The following is a 13,318-nucleotide window of genomic DNA, read 5'->3' as shown; positions in this document are numbered from 1 at the left end:
TGTGTAAATGGCATTTTGAGGAAAACCTTCAAAGGATAACAAAATGCCTATCAGCAACGAACTTATTGACCAACTGCTTCAAGATTGTCACTCCCCTCAGGATCTGCTGGGTGAATCAGGCCTACTCAAGGTGCTGACTAAAAGACTGGCGGAACGGGTTCTTGAAGCTGAGATGGAGATGCACCTTGGGTATGCTAAGCATGACCCGGCTGGTAATCATTCAGGCAACTCACGCAATGGCAAGACATCCAAGAGCGTACGTAGCCAAAATGGGGAGATCGAGCTCGATATTCCGCGCGACCGCAACAGTACCTTCGAGCCGACACTGATCGGTAAGCACGAAAAACAGCTTAACGGCTTCGATGACCGCATTATTTCTCTCTATTCCAGAGGGTTATCAACCCGTGATATTCAGGCACACTTTAAAGAAGTCTACGGGGTCGATGTTTCCGCTGGCTTCATTTCTCAAGTGACCAATGCTGTGATGGATGAAGTTAAGCGCTGGCAGCAACGGCCGCTGGATGCGCTTTATCCCATTGTTTACCTTGACTGTATTGTTGTCAAAAGCCAGGACGGCGGAGCCGTGGCCAACAAGTCTGTTTATCTGGCCCTCGGCGTCAACGGCCAGGGCGAAAAAGAGCTGCTGGGGCTATGGATAGCCAAAACTGAGGGGGCCAAGTTCTGGTTATCTGTGATGACAGAACTGAAAAATCGTGGGCTAAAGGACATCTTCGTCGCCTGCTGCGATGGCCTGAAAGGCTTTCCTGATGCCATTGAAGCTGTTTACCCGCATACGCGGGTACAGCTCTGCATTGTGCATCAGGTGCGGAACTCGCTGCGCTACGTCGGCTGGAAAGAGCGTAAGGCCGTTGCTGCTGACCTGCGCACCATCTATAGTTCCGCAACGCTAGAGGGCGCTGAAGAGGCCCTGGATGCCTTCGCGGCCAAATGGGATGAACAGTTCCCGACGATCAGCCCGTCGTGGAGAAATAATTGGGAACGTCTCATCGTCATTTTTGACTTTCCGCCGGAGATCCGCAAGGTTATCTACACCACCAACGCGATAGAGTCGTTAAATGCTTCATTGCGCAAGATAACGAAAACGCGACGAATATTTCCAACGGATGACTCGGTGATAAAATTACTCTATCTAGCCTTGCATAATATCTCTGCTAAATGGACCTTGCCAATCAGAGACTGGAAACCTGCTATGAGCCAATTCATGTTGATGTATGGAGAACGAATCTCCGGTTAAGCAATGGAGCCATTTACACAAAATTCTTTACAGACTCTAATACGGATGCCCGAGATTATTTTATTTTCTTGTTTTTGTTCAGGCGATAAAGGTCTTTTTCGAGTTCCTTTTTTTGGGATTTGTGTATTAGGATGCTGTTTATCTATACCTTGAAAACCGGTATCTGTCCAGATGGTTACCTCAGGAGGAATATGGCGAATTATATCGACTTTATAGAGTAAGCGTTTATCGTGACGGCGCCCATTTTTGCTCATGGGGATAAATCCAATTTGCCTTGTTTCGTCAGTCATAATAAGCCCTTTTCGAGTGGTCTGTCTTTTCTTTCCCGAATACATTTTTTTTTCGCCGACGCAGATTCTTAGGCTTTTGGACAGGTCGCTCTGTCCCATCAATAAAGACGTCTTTAACTCCAGGAAAGGCGCGAAAAAATTCCTCAGCAGAGCGAATTTGACGAGCGGGCAAAACACATTCTCGCCTCAAGGTCATCTCTAAAACCGGCAATAATATTTTTACCCAGCGACATACCCGTGTTCTATCTAAACCAAAAAGAAGTCCTTGCAAATCATAGGTCGGATAACATTTTAAATACAATAAAATAAAAAGCAGTTTATCTAATGGGGTTGGGATAAATCCTTTCTGCCCTGCACCCATCTGCCGCTCGTGATCTTTTCGATTCTTTTTCCGATAAATCAAATAACAAGCTGAAAATTCAGCGGCTAAATTTTTCAATTCTTCGACTGATAATCCAATGATTGCTTTACATAAACGATTATCTCGTAACAACCGCTCTTTGTTGATCATTTCAAACCTTTATTCTCTAAGTTAAACCTCTTTTTATTCTCAATAGCCTGACAAAAAATGCAAGTCTCTATTCAGCAACTAGTTTTCTCTATTCCAGAGGGCTATCAACCCGTGATATTCAGGCTCACTTTAAAGAAGTCTACGGGGTCGATGTTTCCGCTGGCTTCATTTCTCAAGTGACCAATGCCGTGATGGATGACGTTAAGCGCTGGCAGCAACGGCCGCTGGATGCGTTTTATCCCATTGTTTACCTTGACTGTATTGTGGTCAAAAGCCAGGACGGCGGAGCCGTGACCAACAAGTCTGTTTACTTGGCTCTAGGCATCAACGGCCAGGGCGAAAAAGAGCTGCTGGGGCTATGGATAGCCAAAACCGAGGGGCCAAGTTCTGGTTATCTGTAATGACAGAACTGAAAAGTCGTGGGCTACAGGACATCTTCATCGCCTGCTGCGATGGCCTGAAGGGCTTTCCTGATACCATTGAAGCTGTTTACCCGCATACGCGGGTACAGCTCTGCATCGTGCATCAGGTGCGGAACTCGCTGCGCTACGTCGGCTGGAAAGAGCGTAAAGCCGTTGCTGCTGACCTCCGCACTATCTATAGTTCCGCAACGCTAGAGGGCGCTGAAGAGGCCCTGGATGCCTTCGCGGACAAATGGGATGAGCAGTTCCCGACGATCAGCCCATCGTGGAGAAATAATTGGGAACGTCTCATCGTCATTTTTGATTTTCCGCCGGAGATCCGCAAGGTTATCTACACCACCAACGCGATAGAGTCGTTAAGGCTTTGTTGAATAATTTAAGATACTGATTTATATAAGCATTATAAAATTTCAACGACTAATTTTTCCTCTCGGAATGCTTTTTATTGTGCTAACTATTTGATTTGTCGTTCTAACAAAATACATTCTCTGTAAATGCATTCTAACTAAAGAAGATGTAAATCAAACGGTTAAATTATTCAACAAAGCCAGTCGTTAAATGCTTCATTGCGCAAGATAACGGCTTTGTTGAATAAATCGAACTTTCAGGGGATCGCCCGGGCTTTGTTGAATAATTTAAGATACTGATTTATATAAGCATTATAAAATTTCAACGACTAATTTTTCCTCTCGGAATGCTTTTTATTGTGCTAACTATTTGATTTGTCGTTCTAACAAAATACATTCTCTGTAAATGCATTCTAACTAAAGAAGATGTAAATCAAACGGTTAAATTATTCAACAAAGCCGATCGCCGGATCAAAGCACTATCATCGCTCCCGATAGCAGCTCCCCATGGCAAAGCAAAAGTTTAAAATCACCAACTGGCCCACCTACAACAAAGCACTCAGACAACGCGGCTCCCTGACGGTCTGGCTTTATGAGTCGGCCATCGCTGCATGGACTGACAGTTCTTCGCCTGAAGGTCGTGGTCGGCCGCTTTACTACACCGATATGGCTGTTACCACGGTTTTGATGATAAAGCGCGTGTTTAACCTGTCTCTCCGGGCATTACAGGGCTTTGTCGACTCGGTTTTTACACTGATGAGCCTGCCACTGCGCTGCCCGGACTACTCTCTGGTCAGTCGGCGGGCAAAAACCGTCAGTATCAGCATAAAAACGCCAACGCGTGGTGAAATCTCGCATCTGGTCATCGACAGTACCGGTCTGAAGGTCTTTGGCGAAGGTGAATGGAAAGTCAGGCAGCATGGGGCTGACAGACGAAGAGTGTGGCGCAAGCTTCATCTGGCAGCAGACAGTGCGACGCATGAGATTATCTGTGCCGACTTATAGCTAAACGACTTAATTTTGATTACATTATTTAAATGAGCTATTCAATTGATTTTAGACGTAAAGTGATATCTACACGGAAAAACGAAGGGTTGAGTATCCGAGAAACAGCGAAGCAATTTCGGATTGGCCCTGCCTCTGTATCGCGTTGGATTAATCAAATAGAGTCAAAAGCATCGACCACGCGTCAGCGAAAGATCGATAAATCCGAGTTGATAAAAGATGTTGAACAATATCCAGATGCTTACAAAAAAGAACGTGCAGAGCGTTTTGGCGTTTGTCAGAAGGCCATTTGGCAAGCGCTTAAAAAGCTGGGATTGAGGCTTTGTTGAATAATTTAACCGTTTGATTTACATCTTCTTTAGTTAGAATGCATTTACAGAGAATGTATTTTGTTAGAACGACAAATCAAATAGTTAGCACAATAAAAAGCATTCCGAGAGGAAAAATTAGTCGTTGAAATTTTATAATGCTTATATAAATCAGTATCTTAAATTATTCAACAAAGCCTGGGATTGACCTATAAAAAAAACTCTACGTCATCCGAAAGCCGACGAAAACGCCCGGCAGGGATTTCAACAAAAAAAACAACAGTATGAAAAAGAAGGTAAACCTATTGTTTTTATTGATGAAAGTGGTTTTTCACACGATGCCCCACGGACTCACGGCTATTCCCCAAAAGGTCAACGGTGTTTTGGCCTGAAGAACTGGGGAGCTAGGGGAAGAACAAATGTTATCGGCGCTTTATTAGGCACAACGCTGTTTGCTATCGGATTATTTGATATCAATATTAACAGCGATGTTTTCTATGCCTGGGTCACACAAGTCCTTATCCCAGTACTCCCTAAAAACAGTGTAATCATGATGGACAATGCCACTTTTCACAAAAAACATAATATTCAACAAGTCATCATCGATGCAGGGTATATGGTGGAGTATTTGCCTACATATTCGCCAGATCTTAACCCAATTGAGCATAAATGGGCACAAGCAAAAAGCAAAAAAAGAGAGATGGGTTGCGATACAGAGAGTTTGTTCTCAGTCCATATGGTGTAATCAAAATTAAGTCGCTTGGCTATATCGCTCAGCGGAACGACAGATGCGCAGGCACTGCCGGGCCTGATTAACCAAACCCACCGAAAAATCAGGGAAGTGTCAGCAGACGGTGCTTATGACGCCCGTTACTGCCACGATGCGTTGCTAAGAAAGAAAATCAGGCCCCTTATCCCGCCGCGAAGCGGAGCCAAATACTGGCCGGACAAGTACCATGAACGTAACCATGCGGTGGCGAATCAGCGTCTGAGCGGGAGTAATGATATGTGGAAAAAGAAAGTGGGTTATCACCGGCGTTCAGTGGCAGAAACAGCGATGTTCCGCATAAAAACTTTGCTGGGTGGCCATCTGAGCCTGCGTGACTATGAGGCTCAAGTAGGTGAAGCCATAGCGATGGTCAAAGCGCTGAACCGTATGACGTTGTTGGGTATGCCACACAGCGTCAGGATAGGATAACAGGTGGGCTTTGTTGAATAATTTAACCGTTTGATTTACATCTTCTTTAGTTAGAATGCATTTACAGAGAATGTATTTTGTTAGAACGACAAATCAAATAGTTAGCACAATAAAAAGCATTCCGAGAGGAAAAATTAGTCGCTGAAATTTTATAATGCTCATATAAATCAGTATCTTAAATTATTCAACAAAGCCTAACAGGTGTAGCAGAGGGAGTCATCCTGTCGGCTAATTCTGATTTATTCAACAAAGCCCAAGATAACGAAAACGCGACGAATATTTCCAACGGATGACTCGGTGCTAAAATTATTCTATCTAGCCTTGCATAATATCTCGGCTAAATGGACCCTACCAATCAGAGACTGGAAAACGGCTATGAGCCAATTCATGTTGATGTGTGGAGATCGGATTTCCGGTTAAGCGATGGAGCCATTTACACGAAATTCTTTACAGACTCGCAAATAGTAAAACTTGCGCGCAAACGCATCCGTCAATTGACTTAGCATAAACACCTTTCCAAATTCGGTAGGCGCGGGCATTTCTCCCCTGCACCCTGGTGACCTCAAGGGTCACGGCCAGAGCACCGTATGATGCAGTCACTGCCACATCACTTAGGCACAAAGGCTAGGAGTCTGATTTAATCAAAGAAGAGTCTAGTGTTACTCACGCGCTACGTCACCCAGTTATTCGTTATATATTTATGTATATAGCGTATATATAAAGGTTTTTTCTCTTACACAGGCTTTCAGCATAGTCGAAAAGGGACGGAAAAAATTGTCGTAAATCATCCTGCCGCAAAGATTTTTGGTTTTTTTCGCCTTTATCTGAGAAATCAGCTACCTTAGCGACGTGAATTCCCCCCTCTTATGCAAAAGGTCTCTATGCGCAATCGCACGTTAGCCGATCTCGACAAGGTTGTCGCGCTGGGTGGCGGGCACGGCCTCGGTCGCGTCATGTCATCACTGTCTTCATTGGGTTCACGACTCACCGGCATTGTGACAACCACCGATAATGGCGGTTCGACGGGAAGGATCCGCCGCGCAGAGGGTGGCATCGCCTGGGGAGACATGCGCAACTGCCTGAATCAACTGATCACTAGCCCCAGTGTGGCCTCCGCCATGTTTGAATACCGTTTCACCGGCAGCGGCGAACTCGCTGGACACAATCTGGGCAACCTGATGCTCAAAGCGCTGGATCATCTGAGCGTGCGGCCGCTGGAAGCCATCAACCTGATTCGTGGGCTGCTGAAAGTGGATGCGGTGCTGATCCCGATGTCTGAACACCCCGTCGATCTGGTCGCTACCGACACCGGCGGAAACCAAATCTACGGTGAAGTGCAAATAGACAATCTGAACGTACTGCCACAGGAACTGCAACTCCACCCGGTGGTCAAGGCGACGCAGGAAGCGATTGATGCTATCGATCAGGCCGATGTGATCCTGATTGGTCCGGGCAGCTTTCTGACCAGTCTGATGCCCCTGCTGTTGCTGGACGATCTGGCGCGTGCCCTACGCCGCACGCCAGCGCAGATGGTCTATATCGGGAATCTGGGCCGAGAGCTCAATCAGGCCGCTGCCCATATGACGCTGGCACAAAAGCTCGCCATGATCGAAAACAAGGTGGGGCGTAAAGTGGTGGATGCGGTTATCGTTAGTCCACACACCTCGGTGCAGGGCATCAACGATCGTCTCATCATGCAACAGGCGTTAAGCGCGGCCGACGTGCCGCACCATCACGATCGCGAACTGCTGCGCCAGGCGCTGGAAATTACCCTGCAACACCTGGGCTAACCGTGCAGCAACCGAGGGCTATTCCCCGCGTAGCCACGGCGTATGGGTAACACCAACTAAAATGGCTTCCGGGCTAAGGAAACGTGTCACCCATTGCCCCCACGGCTCGAGTCGGTTATCTACCAGCAAGGTATACCCCGCCCGTTTAATCGCAGCCGTAGCGGCCGCCATATCAGCAACTTCAAACTCCAACCAGCTTTGCGGCCCGGTGACATCATCCGGCCAGCGGTCAGTGCCGAAGCAGGATTGGCTCGCCTGCGCCAACGGCCACAGCGCAAAATGTTTCACTCCATCGAGCGTATCGGCGACCAGATAATCGCTCGATTCTCCCAGCGGTTTAAGCGGCAAATGTAACGTGTCCAGATAGAGCGATCGACTGGCCACCGCGTCCGCAACGATTGGCCCGAAGCCCGCGATAAACAGTACATCCACATCGGGTAGAGAAAATGTCATGTCGGCTCCTTGCTCCACAGGGAAATCAGGATGCAGCGATAAATCGCTCACGTAAGGCATGAATCTGGTCACGCAATGCTGCAGCCTCTTCAAATTCCAAATTCTGCGCATGCGTAATCATTTGGCCCTCCAATTCACGAATTTTTTGCTCCAGCGCCTTGGGTGTCAGCACCATGTACTCTGCGGCAGGTTCAGCCGCTTTACGGCTACCACGCCCCTTACCCTTAGCCGTCGGCCGACCCAGTTGCAAAATATCGTCGATTTTCTTGTTAAGCCGGGTAGGCACAATCCCGTGCGCCTCGTTGTAGGTTTGCTGCTTCTCGCGTCGCCGCTCCGTTTCCTGAATGGCGCGCTGCATCGAGGGCGTTATCTTGTCCCCATACAGAATGGCTTTACCATTGAGGTTACGTGCGGCACGGCCGATGGTCTGAATCAAGGAGCGTTCCGAACGCAGGAAGCCCTCTTTGTCAGCGTCCAGAATGGCCACCAGCGACACTTCTGGCATGTCCAACCCTTCTCTGAGCAGGTTAATGCCCACCAGCACATCAAATTCGCCCAGTCGCAGATCGCGGATAATCTCAACGCGCTCGACGGTGTCAATGTCCGAGTGCAGGTAACGCACGCGCTCACCGTGTTCTTCAAGGTATTCGGTGAGATCTTCTGCCATGCGTTTAGTTAAAGTGGTGACCAGCACGCGCTCGTTCAGCACAACGCGTTTGCGGATTTCAGACAGCAAATCTTCCACCTGCGTCGCAACCGGACGCACTTCGAGCAGTGGATCGAGCAGCCCCGTTGGGCGTACGACCTGATCGACGACATCGCTGCCGGAATGTTCCAACTCATAATTACCGGGCGTTGCTGAAACATAGATGATTTGCGGCGCGAGCGCTTGAAACTCCTCAAACTTCATCGGCCGGTTGTCCAGCACTGACGGCAGACGAAAACCATATTCGACCAGCGTTTCTTTACGCGCCCGGTCACCGCGATACATGCCGCCCAATTGTGGGATGGTCACGTGGGACTCATCGATCACCAGCAATCCATCGGCAGGCAGGTAGTCAAACAGCGTCGGCGGCGCCTCGCCCGGCCCGCGCCCAGAGAGATAGCGCGAATAGTTTTCGATACCGGAGCAATAACCGAGTTCGTTCATCATCTCCAGGTCGAACTGGGTACGCTGTGTCAAACGCTGTTCTTCCAGCAGTTTATTGTTTTCCAAAAATATTTTTCGACGTTCTGCGAGATCCACTTTGATATCTTCCATCGCCTGAAGAATACGCTCACGCGGCGTGACATAGTGGGTTTTCGGGTAGATGGTATAACGCGGCACCGTTTGTAACTGCTGCCCGGTAAGCGGATCGAACAGCGTCAAACGTTCAACCTCTTCATCGAACAGTTCGACACGCAGTGCAATCTCATCGGATTCTGCCGGAAAAATATCAATCACTTCGCCGCGCACGCGGAAAGTACCACGCGTAAAGGCCTGATCGTTGCGCGAATATTGCAGTTCGGTCAGTCGGCGTAAAATAGAACGTTGATCGATAATCATGCCGGCCGTCAGGTGCAGCATCATTTTCAGATAGAGATCGGGATCGCCCAGTCCGTAGATAGCCGAGACTGACGCAACGACCACGACATCGCGTCGCTCAAGCAGCGCTTTGGTGGCAGACAGGCGCATCTGTTCAATATGCTCGTTAACCGAGGCGTCTTTCTCGATGAAGGTGTCCGAGCTGGGCACATAGGCTTCAGGCTGGTAGTAATCATAGTAAGAAACGAAATACTCAACCGCATTGTCGGGAAAAAACGCTTTCATCTCACCATAGAGTTGCGCCGCCAGCGTTTTGTTGGGTGCCAACACCATGGTAGGACGGTTAAGATCCGCAATTACGTTGGCAATGGTAAAGGTTTTTCCCGAACCGGTTACCCCCAGTAACGTCTGATGCGCCAACCCCGCTTCCAGTCCCTCTTCCAACAGACGGATTGCTTCAGGCTGATCGCCTGAAGGGGTAAACTCGGAGTGCAGTTTAAAGGGTTTGCTCATGAACAACCTACCAGCAAGTGGACCACACGTCGCGCGACCAGGCAACGTACAGTAACGTTCAACAATGGAGTGAGGCGTCAAGCATAGCACTAACCATGCATAGCGCTAACAGCGCATAAGCGCTCACAGCACGCCTCAGAAATTCGTTCACATGCAGTATACTGGATATAAAAACAGCATCCAGTCATTTGTTGGTTAAAATGGTGTGCGGAGTAAACCTGCGGTCAGCGTAGCGGGGTGGAAGAGAGAAATGGGCGCCAAAAGCGCTAACACATCGTTACGCATTTATCCAGTTAAAAATGTGCTATTTATCCCCAGAATGCGTATTTGTCTTAACAAAGTGGTTAGACCTGTGCTGTAAAAACATGCAACCATCAGTCGGTGATAAACCGAGACTTGATTTTAATTAACTCACTGATTTATATCAATTAAACAAAAAAGTAGAGAATCACAGCAACTCAACAAAAACCCGCGCCAATTCTCGCTTGCCACCGTTTTTCTAAACCTAATGCACATGGTTATCCACATAAGTAGTGGATAACTCCCACAACCCCGCACGCCTCCTGCTTTAGTGAAATATCTTATCGTTATGGGGCTGAGGGAAATCAGAATTTTTTTAGCGTTTTTGCAAAGATTTCACTTATGCATGGTTTTTTGACGTTTTGCACAAAAAATCGTCTTGGCGCACAAACTGGCGAGTCGAAGCAAGAGACGCCACCTGAGAACAGAGTGGCAGGCATGGAGAGCATTTTACGAAGAAAGAGTGTTCACAAGGGCCTACCCCAGATAGGCGTAATTGACGCGCCCCGTATTCACCGTGCTCGGAATCCTCGCACACTTGTAGTGGCATACTGAATTTGGCCACCTAAGTAGAGGTGATATGCTTACCGGCTTTGTTGAATAAATCGAACTTTCAGGGGATCGCCGGATCAAAGCACTATCATCGCTCCCGATAGCAGCTCCCCATGGCAAAGCAAAAGTTTAAAATCACCAACTGGCCCACCTACAAAAAAGCACTCAGACAACGCGGCTCCCTGACGGTCTGGCTTGATGAGTCGGCCATCGCTGCATGGACTGACAGTTCTTCGCCTGAAGGTCGTGGTCGGCCGCTTTACTACACCGATATGGCTGTTACCACGGTTTTGATGATAAAGCGCGTGTTTAACCTGTCGCTCCGGGCATTACAGGGCTTTGTCGACTCGGTTTTTACACTGATGAGCCTGCCACTGCGCTGCCCGGACTACTCTCTGGTCAGTCGGCGGGCAAAAACCGTCAGTATCAGCATAAAAACGCCAACGCGTGGTGAAATCTCGCATCTGGTCATCGACAGTACCGGTCCGAAGGTCTTTGGCGAAGGTGAATGGAAAGTCAGGCAGCATGGGGCTGACAGACGAAGAGTGTGGCGCAAGCTTCATCTGGCAGCAGACAGTGCGACGCATGAGATTATCTGTGCCGACTTATCGCTCAGCGGAACGACAGATGCGCAGGCACTGCCGGGCCTGATTAACCAAACCCACCGAAAAATCAGGGAAGTGTCAGCAGACGGTGCTTATGACGCCCGTTACTGCCACGATGCGTTGCTAAGAAAGAAAATCAGGCCCCTTATCCCGCCGCGAAGCGGAGCCAAATACTGGCCGGACAAGTACCATGAACGTAACCATGCGGTGGCGAATCAGCGTCTGAGCGGGAGTAATGATATGTGGAAAAAGAAAGTGGGTTATCACCGGCGTTCAGTGGCAGAAACAGCGATGTTCCGCATAAAAACTTTGCTGGGTGGCCATCTGAGCCTGCGTGACTATGAGGCTCAAGTAGGTGAAGCCATAGCGATGGTCAAAGCGCTGAACCGTATGACGTTGTTGGGTATGCCACACAGCGTCAGGATAGGATAACAGGTGTAGCAGAGGGAGTCATCCTGTCGGCTAATTCTGATTTATTCAACAAAGCCATGCTTACCTCATAATTTTTATAGGTGCCAAAATGAGTAAAATAATTACTGCTGAATTTAAATGTGAAACCGCCAAATTAGTCCTTGACCAAAATTATACCTACCAGGAAGCCGCGAAAGCCATGAACGTCAGTCTTTCAGCGATTAGCCGGTGGGTAAAAGCCCTTCGTTTAGAACGTCAAGGGGCTTTGTTGAATAATTTAACTGTTTGATTTACATCTTCTTTAGTTAGAATGCATTTACAGAGAATGTATTTTGTTAGAACGACAAATCAAATAGTTAGCACAATAAAAAGCATTCCGAGAGGAAAAATTAGTCGTTGAAATTTTATAATGCTTATATAAATCAGTATCTTAAATTATTCAACAAAGCCACGTCAAGGGAAAACATCGCCTTGTCTGCCATTAACACCTGAACAAATTGAGTTCAGAGAAATGAAGAAAAAAATCCACCGACTGGAAATGGAGAATGCCATCTTAAAAGAGTCTGTAAAGAATTTTGTGTAAATGGCTCCATTGCTTAACCGGAGATTCGTTCTCCATACATCAACATGAATTGGCTCATAGCAGGTTTCCAGTCTCTGATTGGCAAGGTCCATTTAGCAGAGATATTATGCAAGGCTAGATAGAGTAATTTTATCACCGAGTCATCCGTTGGAAATATTCGTCGCGTTTTCGTTATCTTGCGCAATGAAGCATTTAACGACTCTATCGCGTTGGTGGTGTAGATAACCTTGCGGATCTCCGGCGGAAAGTCAAAAATGACGATGAGACGTTCCCAATTATTTCTCCACGACGGGCTGATCGTCGGGAACTGTTCATCCCATTTGGCCGCGAAGGCATCCAGGGCCTCTTCAGCGCCCTCTAGCGTTGCGGAACTATAGATGGTGCGCAGGTCAGCAGCAACGGCCTTACGCTCTTTCCAGCCGACGTAGCGCAGCGAGTTCCGCACCTGATGCACAATGCAGAGCTGTACCCGCGTATGCGGGTAAACAGCTTCAATGGCATCAGGAAAGCCTTTCAGGCCATCGCAGCAGGCGACGAAGATGTCCTTTAGCCCACGATTTTTCAGTTCTGTCATCACAGATAACCAGAACTTGGCCCCCTCAGTTTTGGCTATCCATAGCCCCAGCAGCTCTTTTTCGCCCTGGCCGTTGACGCCGAGGGCCAGATAAACAGACTTGTTGGCCACGGCTCCGCCGTCCTGGCTTTTGACAACAATACAGTCAAGGTAAACAATGGGATAAAGCGCATCCAGCGGCCGTTGCTGCCAGCGCTTAACTTCATCCATCACAGCATTGGTCACTTGAGAAATGAAGCCAGCGGAAACATCGACCCCGTAGACTTCTTTAAAGTGTGCCTGAATATCACGGGTTGATAACCCTCTGGAATAGAGAGAAATAATGCGGTCATCGAAGCCGTTAAGCTGTTTTTCGTGCTTACCGATCAGTGTCGGCTCGAAGGTACTGTTGCGGTCGCGCGGAATATCGAGCTCGATCTCCCCATTTTGGCTACGTACGCTCTTGGATGTCTTGCCATTGCGTGAGTTGCCTGAATGATTACCAGCCGGGTCATGCTTAGCATACCCAAGGTGCATCTCCATCTCAGCTTCAAGAACCCGTTCCGCCAGTCTTTTAGTCAGCACCTTGAGTAGGCCTGATTCACCCAGCAGATCCTGAGGGGAGTGACAATCTTGAAGCAGTTGGTCAATAAGTTCGTTGCTGATAGGCATTTTGTTATCCTTTGAAGGTTTTCCT

Annotated in this window: 10 protein-coding genes, 5 pseudogenes and 1 riboswitch; of the genes and pseudogenes, 10 read left to right on the top strand and 5 right to left on the bottom strand. The window is 48.0% G+C overall.

Annotation, left to right across the window (positions count from 1 at the left end; genetic code table 11):
• Positions 1-43: 43 nt before the first annotated feature.
• Positions 44-1,255, top strand: coding sequence for an IS256 family transposase (locus ACQGXV_RS28355; protein WP_440862551.1), 1,212 nt, complete (start codon positions 44-46; stop codon positions 1,253-1,255).
• On the opposite strand, the gene ACQGXV_RS28350 is transcribed toward ACQGXV_RS28355, so the two are convergent.
• Together ACQGXV_RS28350 and ACQGXV_RS28345 are read right to left on the bottom strand one after the other, a co-directional pair.
• A complete protein-coding gene (locus ACQGXV_RS28350) occupies positions 1,252-1,590 on the bottom strand; it encodes a transposase family protein (RefSeq protein WP_440863885.1) in 339 nt (112 codons plus the stop codon). The two genes, ACQGXV_RS28355 and ACQGXV_RS28350, sit on opposite strands and share 4 nt — an antisense overlap.
• Positions 1,538-2,056 carry a helix-turn-helix domain-containing protein gene (locus tag ACQGXV_RS28345; RefSeq protein ID WP_440863883.1) on the bottom strand — a complete coding sequence of 173 codons (519 nt, stop codon included), beginning with the start codon at positions 2,054-2,056 and terminating at the stop codon, positions 1,538-1,540. Before ACQGXV_RS28345 ends, ACQGXV_RS28350 begins: the two co-directional genes overlap by 53 nt.
• Positions 2,057-2,142: 86 nt before the next feature.
• Here ACQGXV_RS28345 and ACQGXV_RS28340 point away from each other — a divergent pair.
• From ACQGXV_RS28340 to yvcK, 7 genes and pseudogenes are all read left to right on the top strand, one after another.
• Positions 2,143-2,837, top strand: a pseudogene (locus ACQGXV_RS28340) (IS256 family transposase); the annotation flags it as partial.
• A gap of 495 nt (positions 2,838-3,332) precedes the next feature.
• Positions 3,333-3,827 (top strand): annotated as a pseudogene (locus tag ACQGXV_RS28335) (IS5 family transposase); the annotation flags it as partial.
• Positions 3,828-3,862: 35 nt separating this feature from the next.
• Positions 3,863-4,159, top strand: a complete 297-nt coding sequence (locus ACQGXV_RS28330) for an IS630 transposase-related protein (protein WP_440863881.1) — start codon at positions 3,863-3,865, stop codon at positions 4,157-4,159.
• Positions 4,160-4,349: 190 nt separating this feature from the next.
• Positions 4,350-4,883: an IS630 family transposase gene (locus ACQGXV_RS28325; protein WP_440862665.1), complete on the top strand. Its 534-nt coding sequence runs from the start codon at positions 4,350-4,352 to the stop codon at positions 4,881-4,883.
• 21 nt (positions 4,884-4,904) lie between these two features.
• Positions 4,905-5,336 (top strand): annotated as a pseudogene (locus ACQGXV_RS28320) (IS5 family transposase); the annotation flags it as partial.
• Between the two features lie 255 nt (positions 5,337-5,591).
• Positions 5,592-5,756 (top strand): annotated as a pseudogene (locus tag ACQGXV_RS28315) (IS256 family transposase); the annotation flags it as partial.
• Positions 5,757-5,829: 73 nt separating this feature from the next.
• Positions 5,830-5,979, bottom strand: a riboswitch (molybdenum cofactor riboswitch).
• 238 nt (positions 5,980-6,217) lie between these two features.
• Entirely contained in the window at positions 6,218-7,126 is a 909-nt protein-coding gene (gene yvcK, locus ACQGXV_RS28310) for a uridine diphosphate-N-acetylglucosamine-binding protein YvcK (protein WP_440867657.1), read from the top strand.
• Positions 7,127-7,144: 18 nt separating this feature from the next.
• On the opposite strand, the gene ACQGXV_RS28305 is transcribed toward yvcK, so the two are convergent.
• Both ACQGXV_RS28305 and uvrB read right to left on the bottom strand, forming a co-directional pair.
• Positions 7,145-7,579, bottom strand: a complete 435-nt coding sequence (locus ACQGXV_RS28305) for a glyoxalase (protein ID WP_440867656.1) — start codon at positions 7,577-7,579, stop codon at positions 7,145-7,147.
• Between the two features lie 25 nt (positions 7,580-7,604).
• Complete coding sequence (gene uvrB, locus ACQGXV_RS28300) at positions 7,605-9,617, bottom strand: excinuclease ABC subunit UvrB (RefSeq protein ID WP_440863879.1); 2,013 nt, start codon at positions 9,615-9,617, stop codon at positions 7,605-7,607.
• Positions 9,618-10,582: 965 nt separating this feature from the next.
• On the opposite strand from uvrB, the gene ACQGXV_RS28295 reads away from it, so the two are divergent.
• Both ACQGXV_RS28295 and ACQGXV_RS28290 read left to right on the top strand, forming a co-directional pair.
• The gene (locus ACQGXV_RS28295; RefSeq protein WP_440863877.1) at positions 10,583-11,506 is read left to right on the top strand and encodes an IS5 family transposase; all 924 of its coding nucleotides are present in this window, start codon (positions 10,583-10,585) and stop codon (positions 11,504-11,506) included.
• Between the two features lie 88 nt (positions 11,507-11,594).
• Positions 11,595-11,747 (top strand): annotated as a pseudogene (locus tag ACQGXV_RS28290) (transposase); the annotation flags it as partial.
• Positions 11,748-12,081: 334 nt separating this feature from the next.
• Here the strand turns inward: ACQGXV_RS28290 and ACQGXV_RS28285 are convergent.
• Positions 12,082-13,293, bottom strand: coding sequence for an IS256 family transposase (locus ACQGXV_RS28285; protein WP_440862551.1), 1,212 nt, complete (start codon positions 13,291-13,293; stop codon positions 12,082-12,084).
• Positions 13,294-13,318 lie beyond the last annotated feature (25 nt).

Origin of the sequence: Symbiopectobacterium purcellii (assembly GCF_052050035.1) — a bacterium.
Classification (GTDB): Bacteria; Pseudomonadota; Gammaproteobacteria; order Enterobacterales; family Enterobacteriaceae; genus Symbiopectobacterium; species Symbiopectobacterium purcellii_A.
The sequence above is the reverse complement of the archived record's forward strand: the minus strand, read 5'-3'. Positions and strand labels throughout refer to the sequence as shown.